At 53.0% G+C, this 26427-nt stretch carries 30 protein-coding genes; 9 read left to right on the top strand and 21 right to left on the bottom strand.

Translation table 11 applies throughout. The features are described 5' to 3' along the window. Positions 1–33: 33 nt before the first annotated feature. The 11 genes from ACK3CJ_RS04715 to ACK3CJ_RS04665 form a co-directional block, all read right to left on the bottom strand. Positions 34–801, bottom strand: a complete 768-nt coding sequence (locus ACK3CJ_RS04715) for a cytochrome c1 (RefSeq protein WP_409525274.1) — start codon at positions 799–801, stop codon at positions 34–36. Further along, complete coding sequence (locus ACK3CJ_RS04710; protein ID WP_409525272.1) at positions 801–2060, bottom strand: cytochrome b; 1260 nt, start codon at positions 2058–2060, stop codon at positions 801–803. The genes ACK3CJ_RS04715 and ACK3CJ_RS04710 overlap by 1 nt, the downstream gene beginning before the upstream one ends. Continuing rightward, positions 2060–2656, bottom strand: a complete 597-nt coding sequence (gene petA / locus ACK3CJ_RS04705) for a ubiquinol-cytochrome c reductase iron-sulfur subunit (RefSeq protein ID WP_409525271.1) — start codon at positions 2654–2656, stop codon at positions 2060–2062. The genes ACK3CJ_RS04710 and petA overlap by 1 nt, the downstream gene beginning before the upstream one ends. A 322-nt stretch (positions 2657–2978) precedes the next feature. Beyond that, the gene (rpsI, locus tag ACK3CJ_RS04700; protein WP_151703873.1) at positions 2979–3371 is read right to left on the bottom strand and encodes a 30S ribosomal protein S9; all 393 of its coding nucleotides are present in this window, start codon (positions 3369–3371) and stop codon (positions 2979–2981) included. A 14-nt stretch (positions 3372–3385) separates the two neighbouring features. After that, on the bottom strand, positions 3386–3817 hold the full coding sequence (gene rplM, locus ACK3CJ_RS04695) for a 50S ribosomal protein L13 (RefSeq protein ID WP_151703874.1): 432 nt from the start codon (positions 3815–3817) through the stop codon (positions 3386–3388). 169 nt (positions 3818–3986) lie between these two features. Further along, complete coding sequence (gene zapE / locus ACK3CJ_RS04690) at positions 3987–5093, bottom strand: cell division protein ZapE (RefSeq protein WP_409525269.1); 1107 nt, start codon at positions 5091–5093, stop codon at positions 3987–3989. A gap of 132 nt (positions 5094–5225) precedes the next feature. Beyond that, a complete protein-coding gene (locus ACK3CJ_RS04685; protein ID WP_409525268.1) occupies positions 5226–5636 on the bottom strand; it encodes an OsmC family protein in 411 nt (136 codons plus the stop codon). Between the two features lie 107 nt (positions 5637–5743). After that, complete coding sequence (trpC, locus tag ACK3CJ_RS04680; RefSeq protein ID WP_409525267.1) at positions 5744–6556, bottom strand: indole-3-glycerol phosphate synthase TrpC; 813 nt, start codon at positions 6554–6556, stop codon at positions 5744–5746. Beyond that, positions 6553–7596 (bottom strand): anthranilate phosphoribosyltransferase, encoded by a 1044-nt coding sequence (gene trpD / locus ACK3CJ_RS04675; RefSeq protein WP_409525266.1) that lies wholly within the window; start codon positions 7594–7596, stop codon positions 6553–6555. The genes trpC and trpD overlap by 4 nt, the downstream gene beginning before the upstream one ends. Before the next feature lie 26 nt (positions 7597–7622). Then, on the bottom strand, positions 7623–8222 hold the full coding sequence (locus ACK3CJ_RS04670; protein ID WP_409525265.1) for an aminodeoxychorismate synthase component II: 600 nt from the start codon (positions 8220–8222) through the stop codon (positions 7623–7625). A 137-nt stretch (positions 8223–8359) separates the two neighbouring features. After that, a complete protein-coding gene (locus ACK3CJ_RS04665; RefSeq protein WP_409525263.1) occupies positions 8360–9088 on the bottom strand; it encodes a Crp/Fnr family transcriptional regulator in 729 nt (242 codons plus the stop codon). A gap of 322 nt (positions 9089–9410) precedes the next feature. On the opposite strand from ACK3CJ_RS04665, the gene ACK3CJ_RS04660 reads away from it, so the two are divergent. Beyond that, positions 9411–9842, top strand: a complete 432-nt coding sequence (locus ACK3CJ_RS04660; protein WP_409525262.1) for a DUF4398 domain-containing protein — start codon at positions 9411–9413, stop codon at positions 9840–9842. Then, entirely contained in the window at positions 9839–10681 is an 843-nt protein-coding gene (locus ACK3CJ_RS04655; RefSeq protein WP_409525261.1) for an OmpA family protein, read from the top strand. Before ACK3CJ_RS04660 ends, ACK3CJ_RS04655 begins: the two co-directional genes overlap by 4 nt. A gap of 151 nt (positions 10682–10832) precedes the next feature. Here the strand turns inward: ACK3CJ_RS04655 and ACK3CJ_RS04650 are convergent, their stop codons facing one another. From ACK3CJ_RS04650 to ACK3CJ_RS04640, 3 genes are read right to left on the bottom strand one after another with little or no spacing between them, the layout of a single operon-like run. Then, positions 10833–11219, bottom strand: a complete 387-nt coding sequence (locus tag ACK3CJ_RS04650; RefSeq protein WP_409525260.1) for a CBS domain-containing protein — start codon at positions 11217–11219, stop codon at positions 10833–10835. A 33-nt stretch (positions 11220–11252) separates the two neighbouring features. Further along, positions 11253–11603: a P-II family nitrogen regulator gene (locus ACK3CJ_RS04645; RefSeq protein WP_409525259.1), complete on the bottom strand. Its 351-nt coding sequence runs from the start codon at positions 11601–11603 to the stop codon at positions 11253–11255. Beyond that, the gene (locus ACK3CJ_RS04640) at positions 11600–13090 is read right to left on the bottom strand and encodes a DUF1538 domain-containing protein (RefSeq protein ID WP_409525258.1); all 1491 of its coding nucleotides are present in this window, start codon (positions 13088–13090) and stop codon (positions 11600–11602) included. The genes ACK3CJ_RS04645 and ACK3CJ_RS04640 overlap by 4 nt, the downstream gene beginning before the upstream one ends. A 184-nt stretch (positions 13091–13274) precedes the next feature. Here ACK3CJ_RS04640 and ACK3CJ_RS04635 point away from each other — a divergent pair, with 184 nt between their 5' ends. Continuing rightward, positions 13275–14105, top strand: a complete 831-nt coding sequence (locus ACK3CJ_RS04635) for a M48 family metallopeptidase (RefSeq protein WP_409525257.1) — start codon at positions 13275–13277, stop codon at positions 14103–14105. 57 nt (positions 14106–14162) lie between these two features. Here ACK3CJ_RS04635 and ACK3CJ_RS04630 read toward each other — a convergent pair whose 3' ends face one another. Further along, on the bottom strand, positions 14163–14612 hold the full coding sequence (locus ACK3CJ_RS04630; protein ID WP_409525255.1) for a cold-shock protein: 450 nt from the start codon (positions 14610–14612) through the stop codon (positions 14163–14165). A 234-nt stretch (positions 14613–14846) separates the two neighbouring features. Here ACK3CJ_RS04630 and ACK3CJ_RS04625 point away from each other — a divergent pair, with 234 nt between their 5' ends. Then, positions 14847–15056, top strand: coding sequence for a SlyX family protein (locus tag ACK3CJ_RS04625; protein WP_409525254.1), 210 nt, complete (start codon positions 14847–14849; stop codon positions 15054–15056). 23 nt (positions 15057–15079) lie between these two features. Continuing rightward, entirely contained in the window at positions 15080–17347 is a 2268-nt protein-coding gene (locus ACK3CJ_RS04620) for a 1-acyl-sn-glycerol-3-phosphate acyltransferase (protein ID WP_409525253.1), read from the top strand. Positions 17348–17373: 26 nt separating this feature from the next. Here ACK3CJ_RS04620 and ACK3CJ_RS04615 read toward each other — a convergent pair whose 3' ends face one another. From ACK3CJ_RS04615 to mpl, 5 genes are all read right to left on the bottom strand, one after another. Continuing rightward, positions 17374–18174 carry a class I SAM-dependent methyltransferase gene (locus tag ACK3CJ_RS04615; protein ID WP_409526545.1) on the bottom strand — a complete coding sequence of 267 codons (801 nt, stop codon included), beginning with the start codon at positions 18172–18174 and terminating at the stop codon, positions 17374–17376. Between the two features lie 60 nt (positions 18175–18234). After that, the gene (locus ACK3CJ_RS04610; protein ID WP_409525252.1) at positions 18235–19050 is read right to left on the bottom strand and encodes an undecaprenyl-diphosphate phosphatase; all 816 of its coding nucleotides are present in this window, start codon (positions 19048–19050) and stop codon (positions 18235–18237) included. Then, a complete protein-coding gene (tsaB, locus tag ACK3CJ_RS04605) occupies positions 19047–19769 on the bottom strand; it encodes a tRNA (adenosine(37)-N6)-threonylcarbamoyltransferase complex dimerization subunit type 1 TsaB (protein ID WP_409525250.1) in 723 nt (240 codons plus the stop codon). The genes ACK3CJ_RS04610 and tsaB overlap by 4 nt, the downstream gene beginning before the upstream one ends. A gap of 81 nt (positions 19770–19850) precedes the next feature. Next, positions 19851–20474, bottom strand: a complete 624-nt coding sequence (locus tag ACK3CJ_RS04600) for a flavin prenyltransferase UbiX (protein ID WP_409525249.1) — start codon at positions 20472–20474, stop codon at positions 19851–19853. After that, positions 20471–21859: a UDP-N-acetylmuramate:L-alanyl-gamma-D-glutamyl-meso-diaminopimelate ligase gene (mpl, locus tag ACK3CJ_RS04595; RefSeq protein WP_409525248.1), complete on the bottom strand. Its 1389-nt coding sequence runs from the start codon at positions 21857–21859 to the stop codon at positions 20471–20473. The genes ACK3CJ_RS04600 and mpl overlap by 4 nt, the downstream gene beginning before the upstream one ends. A gap of 224 nt (positions 21860–22083) precedes the next feature. Here mpl and ACK3CJ_RS04590 point away from each other — a divergent pair, with 224 nt between their 5' ends. From ACK3CJ_RS04590 to ACK3CJ_RS04575, 4 genes are all read left to right on the top strand, one after another. Continuing rightward, entirely contained in the window at positions 22084–23058 is a 975-nt protein-coding gene (locus ACK3CJ_RS04590) for a class 1 fructose-bisphosphatase (RefSeq protein ID WP_409525247.1), read from the top strand. Positions 23059–23158: 100 nt separating this feature from the next. Continuing rightward, entirely contained in the window at positions 23159–23698 is a 540-nt protein-coding gene (gene ppa / locus ACK3CJ_RS04585) for an inorganic diphosphatase (protein ID WP_409525246.1), read from the top strand. Positions 23699–23902: 204 nt separating this feature from the next. Then, positions 23903–24748, top strand: a complete 846-nt coding sequence (locus ACK3CJ_RS04580) for an AAA family ATPase (RefSeq protein WP_409525245.1) — start codon at positions 23903–23905, stop codon at positions 24746–24748. Then, positions 24748–25923 (top strand): vWA domain-containing protein, encoded by a 1176-nt coding sequence (locus ACK3CJ_RS04575; RefSeq protein ID WP_409525244.1) that lies wholly within the window; start codon positions 24748–24750, stop codon positions 25921–25923. The genes ACK3CJ_RS04580 and ACK3CJ_RS04575 overlap by 1 nt, the downstream gene beginning before the upstream one ends. Before the next feature lie 36 nt (positions 25924–25959). On the opposite strand, the gene ACK3CJ_RS04570 is transcribed toward ACK3CJ_RS04575, so the two are convergent. After that, positions 25960–26415, bottom strand: coding sequence for a GNAT family N-acetyltransferase (locus ACK3CJ_RS04570; protein WP_409525243.1), 456 nt, complete (start codon positions 26413–26415; stop codon positions 25960–25962). Positions 26416–26427 lie beyond the last annotated feature (12 nt).

Genomic DNA, 26427 nt, shown 5'->3' with positions numbered 1-26427 from the left:
CGCGTAGTCACATTTACTGACCCAAGTACGGTATCAGTGAATATCTTTCCAGTACTCACGCTTCAACGCATAAGCAAACACGAAGAAGATAGCCAGGAAGATTAACACATAAAGACCGATACGTTCAGAATCCATTCTGCTCGGCTCACCAACATAGGTCATGAAATTCACCAGATCGTAAATCGCCTGATCAAACTCCTGCTCCGACAGACTTCCAGTATTCGGCTGCACAGTCAGACATTGCCCCATACGCTTGCCGGTCAGAGGCTCAACAGTACCCTTGTTGCCATGTGCCAACTCCTCCATAGTACAAGTATTGATCACAACACCCTGAAGATCTTCCAGCACGTTCGGCATGCCGACATCCTTGAAGAGTGCATTATTCACACCCCAGGGCTTGGCGTCATCGCGATAGAAGCTGCGCAGATAAGTATACAGCCATGACGACCCACGAAGACGTGCTTCGTTAGTCAGATCAGGTGGTGGCGCACCAAACCAGCCTGCAGCATCAGACTTGTCCATGGAGATGGTCATCAGATCATTAATTGCATGATCACCCAGTATCAGATACTCCTCAACCAGATCCTCAGGCAGGCCCAGATCCTGCGCGGTACGGGCAAAACGCTGGTATTCCATTGAGTGACATCCCATACAACGGTTGACGTACAAAGCCATACCGCGCTGCATGGATTCCTGATCTTTCAGATCAGCCTTAAAGCTATCCAGCGGATAATTGCTGGCTGCTGCCGAAGCCAAGGCTGGCACAAGTGCCAGCAAAAGTACTAGCAGATATTTTTTCATTAGCCTGTCACCCTTTCCGGAACCGGTTTAGTCTTTTCCATCCTGGTATAGAAAGGCATCAGGATGAAGTAGGCAAAGTACAGCACGGTACAGATCTGAGCCACAGCAGTACGCAAACCAGTCGACGGCAACGCCCCAAGAATACTGAGGATCACGAAACTGATGGCAAAGATAACCAGGAATATACGGCTGATATTACCTTTGTAACGCATAGACTTCACCGGACTGCGGTCAAGCCATGGCAGCACAAACAGAATGGCAATCGCAGCCCCCATCACCACAACGCCCCAGAATTTGGCATCCAGACCGAAGAGCGGGAAGGTCACCGCACGCAGCATCGCGTAGAAGGCGGTGAAGTACCAGACAGGCGCAATATGATCAGGCGTTTTCAGCGGGTTGGCAGGTTCAAAGTTCGGCGCCTCAATGAAGTAACCACCCCCTTCAGGGAAGAAGAAGAGCACAATTGAGAAGACAAACAGGAATACCGCAACACCAGCAATATCCTTGACGGTGTAGTAAGGGTGGAAAGGGATACCATCGAGAGGAACGCCGTTGGCATCTTTCTTTTCTTTGATTTCGATACCGTCTGGATTGTTTGAGCCCACCTCATGCAGCGCAATAATGTGCAGCACAACAAGAGCAACAATCACCAGCGGCAGCGCAATGACATGCAGCGCAAAGAAGCGGTTCAACGTGATTCCAGATATCAGATAATCACCTCGAATCCACTGCTGCAGATCCGCTCCAATGACGGGAATGGCACCAAACAGGGACACGATAACCTGAGCACCCCAATAAGACATCTGACCCCATGGCAACAGGTAGCCCATGAAAGCTTCTGCCATCAGCAGCAAGTAGATGGTCATACCGAAGATCCACACCAGCTCACGTGGCTTCTTGTAGGAGCCATAGAGCATTCCGCGGAACATGTGCAGGTATATAACAACAAAGAATGCAGACGCACCCGTTGAATGCATATATCGCAACAACCAACCATATTCCACATCACGCATGATGTACTCAATGGAAGCAAAAGCACCTTCTGACGAAGGATTGTAGCTCATAGTCAGCCAGATACCGGTCAGAATCTGGTTCACCAGTACCAACAGCGCCAGCGAACCAAAGAAGTACCAGAAGTTGAAGTTCTTTGGTGCATAGTATTTGGAAAGATGATCTTCCCACATCTGAGTGGCAGGAAAGCGATCATCGATCCAGCGCATCAGACCACTTTCTGCTTTACTACGATTTGGACTTCCCATTACGCTGTCTCCTGATCTATACCGATGACCAGTGTGTTGTCATCTTCATACGAATGGGGTGGAATCACCAGATTGGTGGGAGCTGGCTGACCCCTGAATACACGACCTGACAGGTCGAAACGTGAACCGTGACAGGGGCAGAAGAAGCCACCCAACCAGTCCCCACCCAGATCGGCTGGTGCGACCTCGGGACGATAAGTAGGCGAACAACCCAGATGAGTACAGATACCCACGACAACCATGATTTCAGATCTGAGCGCACGAGCTGCCGTTTTGGGAATATAGTCAGGCTGCTCTGATTTGTCGGATTCCGGATCGGCAACACGATCATTCAACTGATCCAGGTTGGCCAGTGCCTCTTCTGTGCGTCTGACGATCCAAACCGGACGCCCACGCCACTCAACGATCATCTGCTGACCGGGCTCAAGCTTGCTGATGTCAGCCCTGGAAGGGGCACCCGCAGCTCTGGCCTTGGCACTAGGGTGCCAAGAGGCCACAAACGGGACAGCAACCCCCACAGCGCCGACCGCACCCAGTGCAGACGTGGCACCTAAGAGGAGCCGACGCCGGCCCTTATTCACGCCGTCATTGCTCATTCACTTCATCTCCACTCATTCGACAGTTTTTTTTCTGTTACTGGAACAGAAGTCCGCCGCCAGTATTTAAACCCACAAAAAATTCGGATTCTTCAAATGGCGCAAATAGTAATGAAAATACCCATTTTATACAAGGCATAAAGGCCCAGACCTTAGCCACAGGAAATATGACAAATTCTCCCAACGCCAGACGCAGTCAGCGATACAAGGCATATACGATAAGATTGTCACATATTTTATATGGCAAAAAAAACCCGAAGCCTGTGAGGGCTTCGGGTTTTTTTGCAAACGTCTGATACAGGCGACAAGAGCCGCCAAATAATTAACGCTTGGAGAACTGTGGACGCTTACGCGCTTTACGCAGACCGACTTTCTTACGCTCGACCATACGGGAGTCACGTGTCACGAAACCAGCCTGACGCAACACGCCGCGCAGGTTTTCGTCATATTCCATCAGCGCACGGGTGATGCCGTGACGGATAGCACCGGCCTGACCGAAGCTGCCACCACCTGCAACAGTGATCAGCATATCCATCTTGCCGTTCATTTCAGTCAGTTCCAGCGGCTGCATGATGATCATGCGCGCGGTTTCACGACCGAAGTACTCTTCCATGGTACGCTGGTTGATAGTGATTTTGCCTGTACCTGGACGCAGGAAGACGCGAGCAGTAGAGGTTTTGCGACGGCCTGTGCCGTAATACTGAGTGATTGACATTTTTCGCCTTCCCCTTAGATGTTCAGTTCTTTAGGTTGCTGAGCCTGATGCGGATGCTGATTGCCCGCATAAACTTTCAGCTTGGAGTACATGGCACGACCAAGCGGGCCCTTCGGCAGCATACCTTTCACAGCCAGCTCAATAGTGCGCTCTGGAAAAGTCTGAATCATCTTGTTGAAGTTGGCTTCTTTAAGACCACCAGGGAAGCCGGAATGACGGTAGTACATCTTGTCATTACGCTTGTTACCAGTCACATGTACTTTCTCGGCATTGACGATGACGATGTAGTCGCCGGTATCAACATGTGGAGTAAATTCTGGCTTGTGCTTGCCACGCAGACGGCGTGCAACTTCAGTCGCCAGACGACCAAGAGTTTTACCCTCGGCATTGATCACGTACCAGTCGCGTTTCACATCGGCTGGCTTGGTGCTAACAGTTGTGCTCATTTGAAATCACCTTAACTCGTTAGGCCTCTTCACGCGCAGAGCGACGATCACAGCCTACCTTATAGTTATTTGTTGTCTGCCTTCTGCAGCCAACGTTTACACCCCTCAAATCAGGGAGCGCAGATTATACTCATCTCTTTTACAAAAAACGAGTACAAAATCGAATAAATTATGCTCTATGCTCACGCGCCAGATATTCGTGCGACTGCATTTCCAGCAATCGACTCTTGGTGCGCTCGATTTCGAACGACAAACGCCCTTCAGTATAGATCTCATGGATCGGAACTGCTGCAGAAATAATCAGTTTCACTCCACTGTCGTAGAATTCATCCACCAGGTTAATGAAGCGACGCGCAGCATCATCATTACTGCGACCGAGCTGCGGCACATTACTGAGCAGCACTTCATGATACAGCCTGGAGAGCTCAATATAGTCATTCTGTGAGCGCGGACCTTCACACAGCTCACTGAAATCAAACCAGATCACATCTTCACATTCACGACGGCACAGTATCTGGCGACCATTCACCTCTACAGCCTTGCGCTCAACCACAGCACTAAGATCAGGCGCCAGACTTTCGAAGCTGTTATTCAAACTGATATCCGCCTTTTCATCCAGCGGATAGTGGTAAAGCTCAGCCTGCTGCAGCACTCTCAAGCGATAATCGATGCCACCATCGACATTAACCACCTCGGTATGACGATTCAGCAGCGCGATGGCAGGCAGAAAGCGCGCACGCTGCAAGCCGTCCTTGTACAGCCCATCAGGTACAATATTGGAAGTCGCAACCAACACTACACCGTTATTAAACAGTTGCTCCATCAAGCCACCCAGAATCATGGCGTCGGTGATATCGGACACGAAGAACTCATCAAAACAGATGATGCGCGCTTCTTTGGCGTACTTATGCCCTATCTCCACCAGAGGATTTTTAGTCCCTTCGAGCTGTTTCAGCTCCTGATGTACACGCTGCATGAAGCGGTGAAAATGGGTGCGGATTTTGCGGTCAAACGGTAAACTTTCGAAAAAGGTATCCATCAGATAGGTCTTGCCGCGACCGACACCGCCCCAGAAATACAACCCCTTGATTGGTTCGGTCTGGACTTTTCTGAACTTGCCGCTGATCCGCTGTATCAGACTGGGAACAGGCGAGTTATCCGTTGCAACAAGCTCATCATAAAGACGCTGCAAGTGCTTGACCGCCTCTTCCTGAGTCGGGTCATAGGAGAAATCATCCCTTTCCAGATCCTTTCTATATCGCTCTAACGGAGTCATAGCCTGCCGAAGCCCTCTGCCTGTTCGAAATCAAGCGCGCACTTTACTGCGCATTTCTTTCAGACGCAATGCGACAAATATCCAGCAGAGTCCTGCCATCAAACGCCGCACACACTTACATCCAACAGAATATCAGGCATCCGCTTCGCAAATTTCGAAGTCATGGGTGATCACCACACCACCCCGCTCCAGCATCAAAGATGCAGAACAGTACTGTTCTGCAGACAACTGAACTGCACGACTGACCTGAGTTTCCTTCAGATTACGCCCGGTCACAACAAAATGGATATGAATAGAGGTAAAGACAGCCGGCACGGTATCGGCACGCTCCGAACTGATCTCTGCCACACAATCAACGACATCCTGGCGTGATTTCTTCAGGATAGAGATCACATCATAGCTGGTGCAACCACCCAAGCCCAACAGCATCAACTCCATCGGACGAGGCCCTGCTTTCTGCTCACCATCGATCATGACATCAAAACCGGTACCGCTGGTGCCGACAAATCGCAGATCACCATCCCATTTGATAGTCGCTTTCATAAGGACTCTCTTCGCATTAATAATAAGGTTTAACGTACTTACAAATGACCAGACATTTCATCCGTTCAGAGTAAAAACATCAGTGTTTAAACATCAGAGCGTAAACATCAGAGTGAAAAAAGTTCTCTGAGCTTTTCACCCGGATCATCAGCACGCATGAAAGCTTCACCAACCAGAAACCCGTGTACATCACGTGCTCGCATCGCGCTGACATCATCAGAGGTGACGATGCCACTTTCGGTCACTACCACACGATCAGCCGGTATCAACGACAGCAGATCATAGGTATTACTGAGGCTGACATCAAAGCTGTGCAGGTCACGGTTATTGATCCCGATCAGACGCGTTCCGAGCGGCAGGATGCGCATCAACTCCTCTTTGGTATGCACCTCGATCAGCACATCCATACCCAGCTCATGAGTCAGCGCCGTCAGTGATGATAGTTGCTCATCATTCAGAGCCGCCACAATCAGAAGAATACAGTCGGCACCCAGTGCACGCGCTTCGAGTATCTGATAAGGATCAACAATGAAATCCTTGCGGATCACCGGTAGATGGCAGGCAGCACGCGCCTGTTGCAGATAGGCATCACTGCCCTGAAAGAAGTCGACATCAGTCAGCACCGACAGACAACTGGCACCACCTAGCTCATAGCTGCGGGCGATTGCGGCCGGATCGAAATTTTCGCGAATCACACCCTTGGAAGGGCTGGCTTTTTTGGCCTCGGCAATAATACCGGGGCGTCCCTGCTCAATACTTCGAACCATAGCATTGACGAACCCCCTGGGGTCGGTATCACCTCCCTTCTGGGCCTCTATCTGCTGTTTCAGCGCCTGAGCGGAAACTCGTGCAGAACGCTCTGCTACTTCCTGCAGCTTTCGCGCAATGATTTTCTTCAGAATTGTCGGTGTGTCGCTCATTTTCCGGCCTGTAAAAATTGCTGACTGAATTGTGCCAATTGTTTCATTTTCGCTGCTGCGGCGCCTGACTCAATCACTTCAACAGCCTTGGCAACACCCGCTTTGTGGCTATCAGCCACACCTGACAACCAGATTGCAGCACCGGCATTCAGGGCGATGATTGAAGCTGCCTTTCTTGCGGCACGCTCATCGCCACCATCCAACGCCTTGCGAATCAAAGCCAGAGACTCCTCCACACTATCGACCTCAAGCCCGATCAGACTCTGACTCTCAATACCCAGGTCTTCAGGTGTCACGGTGTATTCGGTGATAAAACCATCTTTCAACTCTGCCACATGGGTGTGCGTAGCCAGACTGATCTCATCCAGGCCGTCATCCGCATGCACAACCATCACATGCTCGGCACCGAGCTGATGCATCACTTCAGCCATCGGACGACACAACTGCTCAGTGAACACACCAATCACCAGATTTTTCACACCCGCAGGGTTCGTCATCGGGCCGAGAATATTGAAGATGGTACGCATACCCAACTGCTTGCGCGGGCCTATGGCATGCTTCATCGCACCATGATGACTCGGAGCGAACATGAAACCTACGCCGACCTCTTCAATACAACTCGCCACCTGATCAGAATCCACACCGAGATAGACGCCAGCTGACTCCAGCAGATCTGCACTGCCACTGCTGGAGGACACGGCACGATTACCATGCTTGGCCACGTTGGCACCGGCAGCTGCCGCTACAAAGGCACTGGCAGTGGAAACATTGAACAGATTCGCTCCATCCCCACCCGTGCCGACAATATCAACCAGGTGTGACGCATTCACTTTAACTGGTGTCGCCAGCTCACGCATCACCTGTGCAGCGCCGGTAATCTCATCTATGGACTCGCTTTTCATGCGTAGCCCAACGAGGAAGCCAGCTATCTGAGCCTCAGTGCACTGCCCTGTCATGACCTGTCGCATCACATCAACCATCTCGGATCGGCTGAGATCTATATGCTGCACCACGCGGTTCAGCGCTTGCTGTATGTTCATCTGATTTTACTCCAGTCAGTCTGATCTTAAGCCGCAGCCAGTGTGCGCCTGAGAAAATTATCCAGTAGTTCATGCCCCTGTCGCGTCAGAATCGACTCAGGGTGAAACTGTACGCCTTCGATCGCAAGCGTTTTATGGCGAATACCCATGATCTCGTCCATCTTGCCCTCGGGTGTCTGAGTCCAGCAGGTCACTTCAAGACACTCGGGAAGGGTTGTCGCGTCGATAATCAGCGAATGATAACGCGTCACCTCAAGCGGATTTTCAAGACCGGCAAACACCCCCTGCCCATGATGCCACACCAGAGATGTTTTGCCATGCATCACCTGCCTGGCCCGTATCACCTTTCCACCGAATGCCTGCCCGATAGCCTGATGCCCCAGACAAACACCCAGAATGGGAATCTTACCCGAAAAGTGTGCGATGGCGGGAATCGAGATACCCGCCTGATCAGGTGTGCAGGGACCGGGAGATATTACCAGATGATCGGGAGAGAGGGTTTCTATGGCTTCGAGCGATAACTCATCATTACGATACACAAAAACCTCTCTACCCAGCTCCTTGAAATACTGCACAAGGTTATAGGTAAAGCTATCGTAATTATCGATCATGAGTAATTTTGACATTACACCCTCATATACAGCTGCTGGACAAAGTCGCTTTGTATACAGGGCATAAATAAATCAGCGTATTACGTGTATGAGCCCGCCCAGCATAGTTCCAAATCCAGGCGGCATTCTAACATAGGCAAAGGGCTTGCCGTCTACTTATCCGACGGGCTATGGAAGTAAGGCAACAGGCGATCGGTCTCTCTTCTCACGACCTCATAGCACTCACAGCACAGCTTTTCGAGCCTGGGACGATCCAACACAGTGATATTGCCTCGCTTATAATGGATAACACCCAGCTTTTGTAACTGGCCAGCAGCCTCTGTTACACCCTCACGCCGCACACCCAGCATGCTGGCGATCAACTCCTGGGTCATTGATAGATGGTTATCGGGAAGCCGGTCCAGAGACATAAGAATCCATCTGCACAGTTGCTGATCAATGGAATGATGGCGATTACAGACTGCCGTCTGAGCCATCTGGGTAATCAGTGACTGAGTGTAACGTAGCATCAGATTATGCAGCTCGCCATGACGATTGAATTCATCCTTCAGCAGCTGGCTACGCAACACAAAAGCGGTTCCTGCACTCTGTACAACTGCTCGGCTGGGCGTACTGAACCCACCCAGAAAAAGTGAGACGCCCACGATACCTTCATTTCCCACAACAGAGATCTCTGCTGATGCACCACTCTCCATCACATAAAGCAACGAGACGATACAGTCTGTGGGAAAATACACATGCTTCAAGGTATCCCCGGACTCATACAGCACCTCACCAAGAGGGAGAGAAGCCTGCTCCATATGAGGAATCAAACGTTGCTGTACGTCTTCAGGCAACGCCGCTAAAAGACGATTGTGGATGGGCAATACTGTAGCAGTCATGTGGTGATGCCTTTATTCAGCCGCTGAGTACGTGGCCACGTTTGGAGGTGCTGGTAATTTGCATGTAGCAGCACAGAGATATCCAGTATAGCCCATCAAAACATACCCTATTGTGCGCTAGCGCACATACTCGCCATATGCCACCCCTTATCGCTATAACTCGCTGAAAATAATACCTGCTTGGTTCGATACCGTACCGACAGCGAGGTTTTAACTATCTAAGATACGACGACAACTCAGTATCATCGCCAGTGATGATTCCGGCTGACCTACACGGCCATGGATAACTGAGATAACTGAGATAAAAACGAGGCATATCATCATGATCCATGCTCACAAGACTTTTTTACCCCTGTACTTTTTACCCCTGAAAGTCAGCAAATCAGTCCCCAGGCTGGCGATAATCCTGACTGGCACACTACTACTCTCTGCATGTGCGTCATCACCTGAGGCACCCACTCAGTCGTTACAAGCCGCTCAACAGGCTATTACAACAGCCGAGCAGGCCGGTGTAGCAGACTATTCATCCATTGACCTGAGCAAAGCACGAGCCAAACTGGCTGCCGCACACACGGCTGTTGAGCATGATGAGATGGTCCGGGCCGAGCAGCTCGCTGACGAAGCCTTTATCAGCGCTAAACTGGCTTCGGCAAGAGCCAAAGAACTCAAAGCCGAAGAGGTCAATACACAGATGAAAGCCAGCACCGAAACGCTGAAACTCGAAATGCGCCGTAATACAGGACAACAGCAATGACCAATAAGCGATTCAATCTGAAATTGCTGACTACCAGCATAGTTGCATCAATCATGCTCACAGCATGTGCAACCACACAAGCACCGGACGGATCAACTGCAGTACGCGGTAAGCTGGACAGACTGCAAACCAACCAAGAGTTGGCAAGCCGGGCACCTGCAGCAATCCAGGAAGCGGAAACAGCTGTCCGTCTGGCTGAAACACCGGAAAGAAATAAGGAACTGATCAAACACCGACTGGTGATGGCTGACCAAAAAATTGATATTGCAGCAGCCCTGGCTCAAGCCAGACTGTATGAGGATCAACGTGCGGAGCTGATAAAAGACAGCGAAAATGCACGACTGGACTCTCGCACCAGAGAAGCTGACAGAGCCAATCTTGATGCGTCACTGGCTCGCGAGGATGCAGGCAAAGCACGCCGGGAAGCCACGGAACTGCAACGCCAGCTGGATGAGCTGAAAGCTCAGGAAACGGAACGGGGTATAGTGATAACACTGGGTGATGTACTGTTTGCTACAGGTAGATCAGAACTCACTGGAACCTCTAACGTTCACCTTGCCAAACTCGCCACCTTCCTGAATCAGTACCCGGACCGCACAGTGGTCATAGAGGGACACACGGATAATGTTGGCAGCGAAGGCTCGAACTTCAGCCTGTCACAGAACCGGGCACTGTCTGTGCAAGCCTTTCTCCTGCAGCACGGTGTAGCAAGCAATCGGCTGCGCACGGTACCCATGGGTCAGGGATCACCTGTCGCGAGCAACGACTCGGCAACGGGTCGTCAACAGAACCGTCGTGTCGAAGTGATCATTGAGAATAATACGCTGACCACCCGATAAGCCAGGGCTTCAGCATACATAGACTGGGTGCTGAGCCCAGTCAATATCTAAGTAAACTCAGGCACAGGAACAGCCCCTTGCCTGATTTTTTTCAAGAGGCGAGCCCAACCTCTCGCCCCCTGGCACTTAATGCACACAGTAGCGTCCAGAATCATTCAATCTTTTTCAGCAGCTCTTCCATGATGTCATCCATTGAGATGAAACCCACCAGATCATTATCATTGAGCACCAGCAGACGTTTCAACCGGTGTTGACTCATGATCGCCGCGACATGCTTGACCGCCAGGCTCTGCCCAACCGAGAGGGTCGGCTTGGCACAGATGTCATAAACATTGAGCAGATCGATATCGCCATCTTCCGCGATCACTGTTTTCAGGATATTGGTATAGGTGACCAGGCCATAGGCGTCATGTGGGTTCGCTCGCTCAACCACCAGAGACTTGAGCCCGTGCCGCTTCATCATACTCAAGGCTTCGCGCAGCTTGGCGAACGGGGAGATGGTAACCACGTCTGTTACCATAAGGTCTTTCACTAACATGGATCACTCCTGTTCCTGTTATCCGGCTGATGTTTACAGCGTTTCTTTCATATGTTGTTCAAATTTGGCCACCTGCGACAGGTCTATCCCGCCCAGATGCTCCAACGGCAGGGTGAACACCAGCCCTTTGGAGTCCGTCTCATCCGGCATCACTATCGCCTGTATCGCCTTGAGCACCTGCAACGACAGGCTTTTCTCCAGCACCATGACCAGCACGCTCTGACTGCCATCATAGCTCAGACCAAAAAAGGTTTTTTTCGTATCATTACCGATGCCACGCCCCGACAGTATCGTGACACCCCCAGAGCCAAGTTCACGGGCAGCATCGATCGCGTGTTGCTCGAGATCCTCGGGAACTATGGCGACAAGAACTGAAAATTTCATGCGTTCACCTTACTTAAACTGGCTGTGTACCACTGCATGACAATGGCATAAATCATCACGGTTACGATCGGGAAAATTGAAGCGAAGGCGATCAGGCCAAAGCCATCGATCAATACATTACGACCTTCAATATGGGTGGCGAGGCCAATACCCAACGCTGTCACCAGCGGAACTGTCACCTCTGAGGTGGTAACCCCGCCCAGGTCATAGGCCAGCGCAATGATATAGCGCGGCGCCAGAGCCGTCAGGATGATAACCAGAGTATAGCCACCGATGATGTAATAGTGCATGGAACCACCGCTGATGATGCGATGCACGCCAATCGTGATCCCAACTGCCACCCCAATCGCAACCAACACTCTGATGACCGTGCCATTGATTTTACCGGCCGCTGCCTGCTCGGCCTGCTGACCCACCGCAATCAGTGCCGGTTCTGCCATGGTTGTGGCAAAGCCGATCATGAATGCAAACAGGTAGATAAACCCGAAGCGCTCCATCGATATCAGTTGCTCAGCCATACTGCTGCCGATCGGAAACAGCCCCATTTTCAAACCCACGACAAAGGCATACAGCCCCAGAATCACCAGAATAAATCCGAATATGATCTTGGGTGGGTTGCTCAGCGGGCGCTTCAGGATCAGGTACTGGAAGAACAGAATGGTCAGAATAATCGGAATAACATCACGCAGCATGGTCGCCAGATCCAGCAGCATCCCGACCAGTACATGACGCTCAACCTCGACACCACCGGAGTATAGCGTCAGCTCGGCATCAGGCGCCGCACCGGAAAAGACAATAATGCCGTAAAGCTGAACTGTGATCATCGGAACCATGACTGCCAGCGCCACCAGACCGAAACCATCGGTGAGCGGATTACGACCTCGGATAGAGGCCGCCAGACCGATACCAAGTGCAGCGATCAATGGCACCGTCACGATATTGGTCGTGACGCCACCGGAGTCATAGGCCAGACCGACAATCTCCTCCGGTGCGAAAAAAGTCACCAGCACCACCAGCATGTAGCCAATGATCATGAACCAATGCAGAGGAAAACCGAAAATGGTCCGAAACACACCCAAAGCAATAACAAAGCCCACAGAAATGGCAACCAGCAAGCGCAGAGTCAGGGCGTCAACCCGCCCCTGACTGATCTCTTCCGCCTGCTGAGCCACAGCTATCAGTGCGGGCTCAGCAACAACGGCAGAAAAGCCTATGGCGAAACCGAAGCTGAGCAGAATGGGAACAGAGCCGCGTTTGGCAAACTGGTTGGACAGGCTCTTGCCGACAGGGAAGATACTCAGCTCAAGACCCTGTAGAAAAAGAGCAACACCCACAGCAACAATCAGCAGCCCCAGAGACATGCTCAAGGTGTTTTCAGGCATCTGCTGCAGTATTACCAACTGAAAGAACACCACCACAACAATAATGGGCAACAGATTCTTGAGTGCATGCAGAAAGGCATGGCTGAAGGCCTTGAGGTATATCACTGTTATCCTTGCCCTGTGCGCTGTCCTATTCGATGTACTCAAAGTTACCGATCATCAGGCAACCACTTTAAAACCGGTCAGAACTGAACTGAAGCCCATGTTTAGCCTCTATTAATCATGGAATGCTATCATAGTGAACAATTAAGCTGCCAGACAGATACCTAGACACAGATCAGGGAAACCGATGAAAAAATTATTCTTGTCTCAACATCAGGCCCAACCGCTGCGTAGACTGCTTTTCATTATGATTGGCTGCCTGCTCCTGACTGCCTGCACCACCTCCCCGACCGGCCGTAGTCAGTTAACCCTGTTCAATGAGGGCGAGTTGGCTCAGATGGGCAGCGCCAGCTTTGACCAGATCAAGGAGGAGGAAAAAATCAACACCAACCGGGCTGTGAATCAATACGTTCAATGCGTTTCAGATGCATTGCTGGCTGTCAGCGGCACACCCGAAGGCTGGGAAGTCGTTGTTTTTGACGCTGAAGGCATCAACGCCTTTGCGCTTCCGGGGAAAAAGATCGGTGTCCACACTGGACTGTTGAAAGTTGCCGAAACGCCAAGCCAGCTTGCTGGAGTCATCGGACATGAAATAGGTCATGTTCAGGCGCGTCATGGTAATGAGCGTGTGTCCACTGCATTTGCCACACAGGCCGGACTCGCTCTGATTGGCGCAGTCGTCGCCAGTGGCGAGGAGCCAAGCCCCGCTCTGATGGCTGCACTGGGTCTTGGTGCTCAGGTCGGCGTCATGCTGCCCTTCTCGCGCCAGCACGAGCTGGAAGCGGATCTACTCGGTCTTGATCTGATGGCCAAAGCCGGATTCGATCCTCAGGAGAGTGTGGCCCTGTGGCAGAATATGAGTAAAAGTGGTGGTGCACAGAGTGTTGAGTTCCTGTCAACTCACCCCGGCCACGCAACGCGCATCAGAACACTGCAACAGGCAATGCCAGGTGCCATGGAAACCTATAACCAAGCTCGGGCAGCGGGCAAAAACCCGAATTGTCGTGCACCTGCCTGAATATGAATCAGTTGATCTGAGGAATAAAGCGGGGGAGAGATCCCCCGCTGGCAGGTATCAGACTCTGAAGATAGACACATCTTCAGCCTGAAGACCTTTATCGCTTTCGCGGACAAAGAAGCGGACACGCTGACCTTCGTTCAGTGAACGATGACCACGACCGCGTATGTTACGGAAGTGAACAAACACATCATCCCCGTTTTCACGGGTAATAAAGCCAAACCCTTTAGAGACATTGAACCACTTCACCGTACCGGTTTCGCGGTCATCATCTTCACCGTCATACTCCTCCACACCCGAATCGTCATCGGCAGCAGCATACTGACGGCCAGGGGCCGGCGCAGATGCACCACCAAGGGAGACCAGCACGGATGCAGCCAGCACAATCGCAAACACGACAGCACTCAGTACCCACGGCTCAAGGCTGATGCTATTTACAACAAACACAATCAATACAGACGCAATAACACTGAAAATGACACTTTTAACGAACTGATTACCACTCATCTATCTCTTCTCTTTCACTTTTATAAACTTAATTTTTATATACTATGAGGCCGTCACTTCACATGCAGAAACAACGGCTATGCAGGTATATCTTAATTGACACATTTTTTCAATGCGTTACCGGATGATGGCTGTTTTATCTCGATAGACACAATCCTTGCATATCAGCTCAGGCTTGCAGCATCAGCGCTGGCTTGACTATGCTTTCAGGCATGCATAACTGGACAACAGATCATGACAACCGAAAATACAATTGAAGCGCTGGAAACGCGTATCGCCTTCCAGGAAGACGCCATCGATAAAATCAGCGACGTCGTGGCACGGCAAGAGCGCGAGCTGGAGAAGCTCTGGCTGATGGTTCAGCACCTGAGCCAGCAACTCAAACAGCTGGACAGCGGTGAGTTAGACAACGATAGTGGACATCAGCCCCCACCACATTATTGAGCAGGCGACACACAAGGACAGCTATGGGCCCCCACGCACTGATTCTGCGCTTACTGACCCGTATACACTTCAGCGGTAACCTGGTGCAGGACAATACACAGGATACTGTCTATGTTATGGAGCGCCCCTACAGAAGCCACCGTACACTGCTGCGTATCGGACTTAGAAAGCAGCAACTGGACTGCGACCCCGACCAGATCATCACCCTGGACAGCACAAAACAGGAGCATATTCACCGGCAGGTCGAAACCCTGGTAGCCCACCAGCGCAACCATCCGGACAAGGTCATAGCCTTGCAACCGGTGATGCTGTTTCATGGCCACCTGCCGAGCCAGGAGAAAGGTTTCTTCAAGACACTGTTTGCAGAGTCATGGGATGGCAGCAGTCGCACCAATCGCGCATTGCAAATCCTGTTCAATGGCCGTGAAACCCTGCTCCGTGCCGACCCGCCGCTTCTGTTGACCGACCTTCTCAAGCCGGACCTGAGTGATCAGGAGATCGCCCGGCGAGCCATCTGGGTACTGCGCAACCACTTTCACCGTGCTCGCATGGCTATTATCGGACCGGATCTGTCTCATCGGCGCACATTGATCTCGCAGATCATCGAATCAGCCGATGTCCAGCAGGCACTGGAGGAGGAATCGAAAAGAAGCCAACGTTCAGCTCTCGTGCTGGAGCGTGAGGTGCGCCACAATCTGGAGGAGATTGCCGCCGATTTCAGTCCGATCACCGCCCGCCTTCTGAACCGCATGATCACCTTTATGCTCAACCGGCTATATCAGAAGGTACATCTGAGCGGGTTGGATCAGGTGCAGCAACTGGCCCTCACACATACGCTGGTATACCTGCCGTGCCACCGCAGCCATATGGACTACATTCTGATCTCCTGGGCACTCTACCGACATGGTCTGATGGTGCCGCATGTGGTCTCCGGCGATAATCTCAACATCCCGGTGGTCGGCCCCCTGCTCAAGCGCGGTGGTGCGATTTTCATGCGCCGACAGTTCAAGGGCGATAAGCTCTATCAAACGCTGTTTCGACGCTACATGACACTGATGCAGCACCGCGGACACAGCCTGGAGTACTTCATTGAAGCGGGCCGCAGCCGCAGTGGGCGCCTGCTCACACCCAAGACCGGTCTACTTGGCATGACCACAGAAGCCTGGCATCAGGATCCATCACGCCCTGTCGCGCTGATTCCTATCTGGATCGGCTATGACCGGATCGCAGAAAGCAGAACCTACCAGCGCGAACTGTCTGGAGCAGGCAAGAGTAAAGAGAGCCTGCTTGATACGCTGAGCGCTGCACGCATACTGCTGGAGAAGCATGGTGAAGTTACACTCAGTTTTGGCGAGCCGATAAAGTTGGAGCAGACCGGAGATCAGTTGCAAAAAGAAAGCATCCGGCAGTTGGGACAAAAGGTGCTGGAGAATATCAATGCGGTCGCCAAACCCACCCAGATGAGCTTGCTGGCGTCGATCCTGCTGAGCAGTCCTGATCTGACGCTCTCGCGCCAAGTACTGGAGAAACGCTGTGAGCAATTGATACAGCTACTGCCTCCGGAACTCGCCGATACCGCCACACTGAGCGAGCCGGTAGCACAGTGGATCCATGCCGCGCGCAAACGCCAGCAGATCACGGTTGAAGGTGATCAGGTCAGGTGTACGCCGGAGCAGGCTGCTGAACTGACGTTCTTTCGCAACAATCTGCTGCACCTGTTGATGCTGCCTGGACTGATGCTGTTGCTGTCGCGCCGCTTGCCGCAACCGGGCACCAGCACCATCACTCGTCTGATCAAGGGCATTCACCCCTTCCTCAGCGCAGAGCTGACAATGGGCAATAACGACAGAATACTGAGTCAGCAGATTACGCAGACACGTCAGATACTGATCGAACAAGGCTTGCTGCAGCGAGAGGAGCAACTGCTCGTCGAACAGAACCGGCCACTGGCACAGCATCTGATCCGACTGGTTGAACCTCTACTGTTGCGCCAGTACATGCTGGTCTGTGTGTTGGAACAACAACCTCGGATCAGCACCGATACGCTGATAGATGTCACTCGCGATCTGGCAACCAGAGTGCACCGTAAATATGGCTATGATGCGCCTGAGTATGCCGAGCGCAGATTGATGGAGGGGCTGGTTGAGCAGTTACTGAGCAGCCGGTTACTGGAGGGTGAGCGAGATTGCCTGTGGCCAGCACGCAGTCTGACACCGATTATGAGGCTGGGTGAGAAGATCTTGCCGCAATCTCTGACACGACTGATTCAGCAAAGTCTGAACGCCCCCTGATTCTGCCTAAGCAAACTGGGTGTCTGTCAGTTTCCCGCATCCATTTTGCGCAGCGCATAGATATCATAGCGGCAGGACTTGCCCGGCATCTGATGTGACGGTGCGCGCCCCTTGATCACAGGCGCCTTTCTTGGGCGTTTGACTACGACACGACAGCGCGCCGTTTCCAGTGCTGCCGCCAGCAGCTCAGTGGCGTCATCATCCGCACCGATGATATCGCGAAACAGCAGCATCTCCTTTTTCACCTGTGCAGACTTATCTGTATGCGGAAACATCGGATCAACATAAACGACATCCGGTCGCTGTTCATCGGCACAATCTGCCAGCCACTGCCTGCCATCGGCATGATGCAGATCGATGCGTGACAGAATTGGCAACAGCTCCTCGGCAGAACAAGCGCGCGCCAGTGCGTCACGCAGCAATGCATGGACCACGCTTGATCGCTCCACCAGACTCACCCGGCAACCAAGTGTTGCCAGTACAAAGCCATCCCGCCCGAGCCCTGCCGTGACATCTGCAATACTGGGCAAGATGCCGGATTTAAGACCGCAGGCTTTGGCTATCAACTGACCCTTGCCACCACCGAACATGCGCCGATGCGCGACTGCTCCGGATACGAAATCAGCCATCACCGGACCAGGCCGTTTACGCCCTGTCTGTTGCAGCACAAGCCCCTGCTGCGACAGGATCAGCAGTGTGCCCCATTCCTTGTCATCATCCGGATCTGCCTCACTCAGCAACACCAGCTCCAGCTCCGTAGCCAGCGTTTGTGCCTGAGGCATGAGCGCCTCATCAGCACACCACAATGCGACTTTCTTAGAGTCCATCGATTCAAATGCAGCGGATGCGGATTCAGCAGATTCCAGGGAAGAGTCGTTATTCATGGTTCAACCCGGCATGGAGAAGAATATAAGCAGCAACAATGTACCCAGCAGCAGGCGATAAATCACAAAAGGCATCATGCCTATCTGAGCAATCCACTTAAGGAACAGATGAATGCAGGCCCATGCACTGATTCCCGCAACCACAGCACCCACCAGCAACATCTCCCAGGGAAGTATTGTGCCACCCGTCGCCACCTTGGCAGCCATCATGATACAGGCACCCAGAGTGACCGGGATCGAGAGCAAAAACGAGAAGCGTGCCGCCGACTGGCGATCAAAACCCAGCATCAGCGCTGCAGTGATTGTAGCCCCGGACCGTGAAGTGCCAGGAATCAATGATACCGCCTGCGCCAAGCCGATCCAGATCGCATCTTTCAGATTCAGCGACTCCAGCGTGCGCTCTTCACGACGATAAATATCAGCAACGCCCATCAATGCGCCGAATACAAGAGTGGTGGCGGCGATTACCAGAATGGAGCGACCATAGGTTTCTATCAGCCCGATAAACAATGCACCAGCGATTACCGCCGGTAACGTACCGAGTATCACTAACCAGCTCAGCATCGCCTCAGCACTGCGCTCGCCCTGAAATGAGCGACACCAGGCACCAAACATTGATCTCAGATCGGAGCGGAAATAGATCACTACAGCGCACAAAGTACCCAGATGCACCCCGACATCGAACGATAGCCCCTGATCCTCCCAGTCCAGTAACTGTGCAGGTAGAATCAGATGCGCCGAGCTGGATATGGGCAGAAACTCAGACAGTCCCTGAATCAGGGCCAGTACAACCGCCTGCACCCACTCACTTATACTCACTGCTGGTCCTTTTTCTTCCAGGCCACTTCATCGCGCAGATAAACCGGTGTGGCATCGTCGGCCTGAATCAACTGCCCGTTGGCAAAAGCACGCTCAGCCAGTTTCAGCATTGCGCCCGCCCGCGGATAGAGATCCAGATCGGGATTGTTCACCTGATCCCTGATGTCTGGCGTCATCTGATCCAGATAGCGCCAGCCACTGCCGATCGCCACCCAACTTGTCATATCCGCTGGCAATATCAGTGCCTGAGGGCTGGACACCTGCTCTGGCAGGCGCTCGGTGACTGCATAATCATCATCGACCTGCAGGGCACTCCAGTAAATTTCATTCATGCGCGCATCCAGGGCGGCAACGAACACTTTCTCTGTAGTGCGAATATCTGTAGAGCGACTGTCTGCAACACGGCTGGCGGCATCCACCGCCATCGCCTGCAGTGTAGAAACCGGAATAAGCGGAATATCAACCGCCAGCGCCAACCCCTGCGCTGCGCCGGTCGCGATACGGATGCCGGCAAAGGAACCCGGACCACGACCAAAAGCGATCGCATCCAACTGGCCAAAGCTCAGGCCTGCGTCAGACATAATCGCCTCAACCATCGGCAACAGAAGATGGGTGTGCCGACGAGGCGCTATACGAAAATCCTCTTGCACCTCACCATCCACCAGCAGGGCAACCGAGCAGGCATCAGTGGAGGTATCTAGCGCTAGAATACGGGTCATGACTCATTTCCGAGATTGAACAGGCAGCGCGCATTCTATCCGCTGATTTCGTTGAATGCACACCTGTGGTCTAAAAATATCCTAAAGCAGCTTCTCTCCCCAGCGGGGCAGCAGTGTCTGCTCAAAGCCCAGCTGTGACAAAATCCGGGCAACGATGAAGTCGATCATATCCTCGATACTCTGCGGGCGATGGTAGAAACCCGGGCTGGCGGGGATAATGACAACACCCATGCGCGTGAGTTTCAGCATATGTTCAAGATGCAGCTCTGAATAGGGTGCCTCGCGTGGCACCATGATCAGCTGCCGACGCTCTTTCAATGCCACATCCGCTGCACGTTCGATCAAATTATTACTGGCACCCGTTGCCACTGCCGACAGGGTACCGGTGCTGCAGGGGCAGATCACCATGGACGAAGGCGCGCCGGAGCCTGAGGCTACCGGCGCCATCCACTGCTCACGACCAAAGACTCGGATCTGATCCGGCCTGGCCGCAAAGTGCTGGGTCAGGAACTCGGTCTGTTTCTCTGGCGTACCCGGCAGCGCCAGATCTGTTTCCGTGGCGATAACTACCTGAGCGGCTTTAGACACCATCAGCAACACCTGGCAATTCAGTTGCAGCAGACACTCCATCAGGCGCAAACCATATTGCGCACCGGATGCGCCGGTCAGTGCCAGAGTGATCCGGCGATCAAATGGCTCGCTCATGATGTCACCCCCTGCTCTGCCTGCTGCCACTGACTCATCGCCTGCAGCAACTGCTGGTGAAGTCCACCGAAACTGCCATTGGACATGATCACGATATGCGATCCCGGAGTGGCATCCTGTCTCAGCTGTTCAATGATCTGCGTTGTCGAAGCATAAACACCTGCCGGTACCGGGCTATCCGACAACAAGCTGTCAAGCGACCAATCCATCCCCTGCGGCTGATACCAGAACACCTGATCCGCATCCTTCGTCACCTGCATCAGCTTATCCCGATGCGCGCCAAGGCGCATGGTGTTGGAGCGTGGCTCTATCACTGCCAGCAAACGCTCACTGCCTATCTGCGCACGAATACCCGCCAGCGTGGTCGCAATTGCCGTCGGATGATGGGCGAAGTCGTCATACACGCGCACCCCAGCCACTTCGCCAATCAGCTCCATGCGTCGTTTAACACCGGCAAAGCGACTCAATGCCTGTATCGCCACCTGCGGCTGCACCCCGACATGCCGTGCTGCCACCAGCGCATTCAGGGCATTGCTGACATTGTGCCGCCCGGTCAGTCCCCAGTTCACCTGACCCTGAACTTCGCCCTTGTGCAATACATCGAACCGGCTGCCATCGGCACTGAACAGCTTGACAGACCACTCGGCCTCGCTCTCTACGCCAGTTGTGACCTGCTCACTCCAGCAACCCAACTCGATCACCTGCTTCAGCGCGACATCAGACGCAGGATAGATCACCTGACCGGAGGCGGGAACGATCCTCATAAGATGGTGAAACTGGCGCTGAATCGCAGCCAGATCAGGGAAGATATCCGCATGATCATACTCAAGATTATTCATGATCACGGTTCTGGGTGCATAGTGAACAAACTTGGAGCGTTTATCGAAAAAAGCGGTGTCGTACTCATCCGCCTCAATCACGAAAAAGGGGGTGTCACCAATCCGGGCAGAAGCATCAAACCCTTGTGGCACTCCTCCGATCAGAAACCCGGGGGCCATCCCCGCATCGTCCAGAATGCTCGCCAGCATCGTCGCCGTGGTCGTTTTGCCATGTGTGCCAGACACCGCCAGCACCCAGCGATCCTTCAACAGATGATCATGCAGCCACTGCGGACCCGACATGTAGGGCAAGCCATGATCCAGCATATATTCGACACAGGGATTACCACGAGACATCGCATTACCGACAATCACGCAATCGGGGGCCGGTTTCAGTTGGGCCGGATCATACCCCTCGATCAGACTGATCCCCTGTTGCTCCAGTTGAGTGCTCATCGGCGGGTAGACATTGCTGTCTGATCCCGTGACCCGATGCCCCAGCTGCCTTGCCAGAATCGCCAGCGACCCCATAAAGGTCCCGCAAATGCCCAGAATATGAATATGCACTACACTTTCCCCGATCAATTTACCTCAGGCCGGTTACTAAACCTTAACCGGACCGTTTAATCGCAGAATAATATCAGCTTTGCCCTTTCCAGGCGGTTTTTTACACCACTTTTCATGCAATTTTGCTCCCGGTCACGTAAAATACCGCCTGATTGGACCTCAACCGCCAAGACAGTAATACATAGCCCAAGATATCAACCAACTCCCCGGGAAAACGCAGACCCATGCAACTGCTGAACAGCTTTCTGAAACATCACCAGACCGACCCTGAACTAGTTGAACTGATCGATACGCTGATGATCGCGTGCAAGGAGATCGCCCTGCAACTGCGCGAAGGCGAGCTTTCCGGCGTGCTCGGCGTCACCGACAACACCAATATTCAGGGCGAGACACAGAAAAAGCTGGACGTCATTGCCAATGAGGTGCTGAAAAAAGTACTGCTGCTGAATCCACTGGTTCGCGGTATCGCTTCAGAGGAAGAGGATGACCCCGTCTTCAGTGATCATATGGACGGCCGCTTCCTGGTTACCTTTGATCCTCTGGATGGCTCATCCAACATCGATATCAACGTGTCGGTAGGTACCATCTTCTCGATCCTCGAAGTTCCGCGTGATGCCGGGGAGAATAGCGTCGAGCTGTTCCTGCAGAATGGTTGCAACCAGGTCGCGGCCGGTTATGTGCTGTATGGCCCCTCTGCTGTACTGGCGCTGACCACTGGCGATGGCGTGAACATGTTCACCCTGGCCCACACCGGCGATTTCCTGCTGACCCATGAAGACGTGACCATCCCTGTGAGCACAGGCGAATTTGCAATCAATATGTCCAACTATCGCTTCTGGGAAGCGCCGATGCGTCAGTATATCGATGACCTGATTGCCGGCAGCGATGGCCCGCGTGAGAAAAACTACAATATGCGCTGGATCGCCTCGATGGTTGCTGAAGTGCACCGCATTCTGACTCGCGGCGGCCTGTTCACCTACCCCTGGGATGCCCGCGAACCTGCAAAGCCTGGCAAACTGCGTCTGATGTATGAAGGCAACCCGATGAGCATGCTGATCGAGCAGGCCGGTGGCCTGTCGAGCACCTGCTACAGCCGCATCATGGAGGTGGAGCCGGATAATATTCACCAGCGCGTCTCCATCGCACTGGGATCTCGCGAAGAGGTTGAGGCGCTGATCAAGTATCACGAGAAGAAGTGATTCAGCGTTAAGTCTTATTCTGGTCAGGCAGGACAGGCCTTATAATCCTGCCAGACATGATTCTTATATACCGACTTTTAACTTGAACAGGAACTCAAACATGAGCTTTGCAAAAGTACCTTCCGGCAAAGAACTGCCAAACGACATCTACGTTGTGATCGAAATCCCAGCCGAAAGCTCACCGGTGAAATACGAGATCGACAAAGACAGCGATGCCGTTTTCGTTGACCGTTTCATGGCAGCCCCCATGTTCTATCCTGCCAACTACGGCTACATCAACCACACGCTGGCTGATGATGGCGACGCTCTGGATGTACTGGTCATCACCCCTTACCCTGTTGTCGTCGGCTCCGTCATCCGCTGCCGTCCGGTCGGCATTCTGAACATGACCGATGAAGCTGGCGAAGATGCCAAACTGGTTGCTGTTCCTCATCAGAAGCTGAGCCAGGCGTATAACGACATTCATGATATTGATGATCTGCCACAGCTGACCAAGGATCGCATTGCCCACTTCTTCGAAAACTACAAGAAGCTGGAAAAAGGCAAATGGGTCAAGGTTGAGGGCTGGTCTGATGCTCAGGCTGCGCGTGATGCGATCATGCAGTCTGTTGCTGCTTACGAGGCTGCAGCCAAAGGCTGATTGGCCTGCTGTACGGCGGCCAGGGTGTTTTCACGCACTTGGCCGCGTTCTTTTTCATGAAGCTGCTTTTTTCATGAAGCTGTTTATCATGAAAGCCTGTTACCATGAGCCCCTGCTTTATGAGCATCTCCTCATCAAGCCCTCTGACCTTCCACTGCAGATCTGATAAACTGGCCCCTCTTAGGTGTTATTTGAGGTTTGCGCATGAAGTTTTCCGGTACCCGTCGTTACGTTGCCACCGATGATCTGAGCATGGCCGTGAATGCCGCCATTACGCTGCAGCGCCCGCTGCTGGTGAAGGGCGAGCCAGGCACCGGCAAGACCCTGCTGGCCGAAGAGATCGCCGACGCGCTGAACAAGCCACTGCTGCGCTGGCATATCAAATCCACCACCAAAGCCCAGCAAGGGCTGTATGAATATGATGCCGTTTCGCGCCTGCGCGACTCGCAGCTCGGTGATGAGCGTGTTCACGATATCAACAACTATATCCGCAAGGGTGTGTTGTGGCAGGCGTTTGAAGCGGAGCAACAGCCCGTCCTGCTGATCGACGAAATAGACAAAGCCGATATCGAGTTCCCCAACGACCTGCTGCACGAGCTCGACAAGATGGAGTTTGCCGTTTACGAAACCGGCGAAGTGGTATCCGCCAGAAATCGTCCGATCATTATCATCACCAGCAACAACGAGAAGGAGCTGCCGGACCCCTTCCTGCGTCGCTGTTTCTTCCACTACATCAGTTTCCCGGATCGCGACACGCTGAAGCAGATCATTCAGGTTCACTTCCCGGATATCGAAAGCAAACTGGTCCGCGAGGCGCTCGAGGTCTTTTTCCGCCTGCGCGAGATCAATCAGTTGAAGAAAAAGCCTTCCACCTCTGAACTGATCGACTGGCTCAAACTGATTCTGGCCGATCAGATTCCTGCAGATGTGCTGGCCAGCACCGATGCCGCATCAGCCATGCCACCGCTCTACGGTGCCCTGCTGAAAAATGAACAGGATGTGCATATGCTGCAGCGCCTGGCCTTTCTGGCACGTCGCGAGGCGCGCTGATGCTGGTTGATTTCTTCACCACCCTGCGCCGTGGCCAGTTACCGGTGTCGCTGCGCGAATTACTGGATCTGATCAATGCGCTGCAGGCCGGCGTTGCCGATATGGATATGGACGATTTCTATCTGCTCGCCCGTACCTGTCTGGTTAAAGATGAGAAGTACTATGACCGTTTCGATCGCACGTTTGCAGCCTACTTCAACAATCTGCAGTTACAGGGCGACATCACCGAAGCACTGATCCCCCAGCACTGGCTGGACAGCGATTTCATCAAACAGCTGAGTCAGGAGGAGCGGGATCAGATTGAGGCGCTTGGTGGTCTCGACAAGCTGCTGGAAACCCTGCGTGAACGGCTGGAAGAGCAGAAGGAGCGCCACTCAGGTGGCAGCAAGTGGATCGGGACCGGCGGTACATCACCCTTTGGCCACAGCGGATTCAACCCTGAAGGGATCCGCATCGGTGGTCAGAGCAAGCATAAGCGTGCCGTGAAGGTGTGGGAGAAGCGCGAGTTCCGCAACCTCGACGACAGCCTGCAGCTGGGTACCCGCAACATCAAGGTGGCCCTGCGCAAGCTGCGCAAATTCGCCCGCACCGGAGCAGCCGACCAGTTGGACCTGGACGACACCATCCGCTCCACAGCCCATAACGCCGGCCTGCTGGATCTGAAGATGGTCCCGGAGCGGCACAATGCCGCCAAGGTGATTCTGATGTTTGATGTCGGTGGCTCGATGGACCCCTTCATCCGCACCTGCGAAGAGCTGTTCTCAGCTGCACGCAGTGAGTTCAAGCACCTGGAGTACTTCTACTTTCATAACTGCGTGTATGAAAAAGTCTGGCGCGACAATCATCGACGCTTCAGTGAAGGGATTCCCACTCTGGATCTGCTGCACACCTATGGCCGTGATTATCGCGTGATCTTTGTCGGCGATGCGGCGATGTCACCCTATGAGCTGAGTATGGCTGGTGGCAGTGTCGAGCATATGAATGATGAACCGGGCCAGATCTGGCTGCAGCGCATTCTGGATACCTGGGAGAAAACCGTGTGGCTAAACCCTGCACAACCCCACTACTGGCAGTATACACAGAGCACCCAGATGATTCGTCAACAGTTGAACGGGCATATGTACCCCCTGACGGTGGAAGGGATAGAGGCAGCAACCCGCCACCTGTCACGCTGAAACGGACAGGTAGCAAGTCGCTGACAGAAAAACGCTTCAGCGACCGCTACGCAGCATATCGATATGCAGAATCCCATCCTCATCATAGGGTTCGGATACCGGGCGATAACCAAAGCTGGCATAGAACTCACTCAGATGATGCTGTGCCGAGATCCGATTATCCGCACCGGGATAGATCTCATCCAGTTGCTGCAACGCCTGCTGCATCAACTGTCGACCCAGTCCCAGCCCACGCCCCGCTTGTGCGGTGATCACACGTCCGATGGAAGGCTCGATATGCTTGATGCCGGGCTGTACCACGCGCAGGTAGGCCAATAACTGTCCATCCTCACGCCGCCAGCCGCACAGGTGCCAGGATGACTGATCCAGATGATCGATATCACCATAGACGCAGTTCTGCTCAATAATGAACACATCCTGCCTGAGCTTCAGAATCGCATACAGCTGATCACGACTCAGCGCCTCATAGCTTAACCATTGCCAATCGATCAACAGCCTATCTCC

The sequence above is a fragment of the Nitrincola salilacus genome (genome assembly GCF_046271865.1).
Taxonomy (GTDB): domain Bacteria; phylum Pseudomonadota; class Gammaproteobacteria; order Pseudomonadales; family Balneatricaceae; genus Nitrincola; species Nitrincola salilacus.
The sequence above is the reverse complement of the archived record's forward strand: the minus strand, read 5'-3'. Positions and strand labels throughout refer to the sequence as shown.

Bases quoted from the DNA above. Each gene is read 5' to 3' on its own strand.
- ACK3CJ_RS04650 (WP_409525260.1), bottom strand. From the start codon at position 11,219: ATGTTAGTGAAAGACCTTATGGTAACAGACGTGGTTACCATCTCCCCG.
- ACK3CJ_RS04575 (WP_409525244.1), top strand. From the start codon at position 24,748: ATGCTGGTTGATTTCTTCACCACCCTGCGCCGTGGCCAGTTACCGGTG.
- ACK3CJ_RS04620 (WP_409525253.1), top strand. From the start codon at position 15,080: ATGGGCCCCCACGCACTGATTCTGCGCTTACTGACCCGTATACACTTC.
- ACK3CJ_RS04625 (WP_409525254.1), top strand. From the start codon at position 14,847: ATGACAACCGAAAATACAATTGAAGCGCTGGAAACGCGTATCGCCTTC.
- ACK3CJ_RS04710 (WP_409525272.1), bottom strand. From the start codon at position 2,060: ATGGGAAGTCCAAATCGTAGTAAAGCAGAAAGTGGTCTGATGCGCTGG.
- ACK3CJ_RS04580 (WP_409525245.1), top strand. From the start codon at position 23,903: ATGAAGTTTTCCGGTACCCGTCGTTACGTTGCCACCGATGATCTGAGC.
- ACK3CJ_RS04600 (WP_409525249.1), bottom strand. From the start codon at position 20,474: ATGAGCGAGCCATTTGATCGCCGGATCACTCTGGCACTGACCGGCGCA.
- ACK3CJ_RS04630 (WP_409525255.1), bottom strand. From the start codon at position 14,612: ATGAGTGGTAATCAGTTCGTTAAAAGTGTCATTTTCAGTGTTATTGCG.
- tsaB (WP_409525250.1), bottom strand. From the start codon at position 19,769: ATGACCCGTATTCTAGCGCTAGATACCTCCACTGATGCCTGCTCGGTT.
- ACK3CJ_RS04615 (WP_409526545.1), bottom strand. From the start codon at position 18,174: ATGGACTCTAAGAAAGTCGCATTGTGGTGTGCTGATGAGGCGCTCATG.
- ppa (WP_409525246.1), top strand. From the start codon at position 23,159: ATGAGCTTTGCAAAAGTACCTTCCGGCAAAGAACTGCCAAACGACATC.
- trpD (WP_409525266.1), bottom strand. From the start codon at position 7,596: ATGAACATACAGCAAGCGCTGAACCGCGTGGTGCAGCATATAGATCTC.
- ACK3CJ_RS04590 (WP_409525247.1), top strand. From the start codon at position 22,084: ATGCAACTGCTGAACAGCTTTCTGAAACATCACCAGACCGACCCTGAA.
- petA (WP_409525271.1), bottom strand. From the start codon at position 2,656: ATGAGCAATGACGGCGTGAATAAGGGCCGGCGTCGGCTCCTCTTAGGT.
- ACK3CJ_RS04715 (WP_409525274.1), bottom strand. From the start codon at position 801: ATGAAAAAATATCTGCTAGTACTTTTGCTGGCACTTGTGCCAGCCTTG.
- ACK3CJ_RS04635 (WP_409525257.1), top strand. From the start codon at position 13,275: ATGAAAAAATTATTCTTGTCTCAACATCAGGCCCAACCGCTGCGTAGA.
- trpC (WP_409525267.1), bottom strand. From the start codon at position 6,556: ATGAGCGACACACCGACAATTCTGAAGAAAATCATTGCGCGAAAGCTG.
- zapE (WP_409525269.1), bottom strand. From the start codon at position 5,093: ATGACTCCGTTAGAGCGATATAGAAAGGATCTGGAAAGGGATGATTTC.
- ACK3CJ_RS04665 (WP_409525263.1), bottom strand. From the start codon at position 9,088: ATGACTGCTACAGTATTGCCCATCCACAATCGTCTTTTAGCGGCGTTG.
- rplM (WP_151703874.1), bottom strand. From the start codon at position 3,817: ATGAGCACAACTGTTAGCACCAAGCCAGCCGATGTGAAACGCGACTGG.
- ACK3CJ_RS04645 (WP_409525259.1), bottom strand. From the start codon at position 11,603: ATGAAATTTTCAGTTCTTGTCGCCATAGTTCCCGAGGATCTCGAGCAA.
- ACK3CJ_RS04660 (WP_409525262.1), top strand. From the start codon at position 9,411: ATGATCCATGCTCACAAGACTTTTTTACCCCTGTACTTTTTACCCCTG.
- ACK3CJ_RS04655 (WP_409525261.1), top strand. From the start codon at position 9,839: ATGACCAATAAGCGATTCAATCTGAAATTGCTGACTACCAGCATAGTT.
- ACK3CJ_RS04685 (WP_409525268.1), bottom strand. From the start codon at position 5,636: ATGAAAGCGACTATCAAATGGGATGGTGATCTGCGATTTGTCGGCACC.
- ACK3CJ_RS04670 (WP_409525265.1), bottom strand. From the start codon at position 8,222: ATGTCAAAATTACTCATGATCGATAATTACGATAGCTTTACCTATAAC.
- rpsI (WP_151703873.1), bottom strand. From the start codon at position 3,371: ATGTCAATCACTCAGTATTACGGCACAGGCCGTCGCAAAACCTCTACT.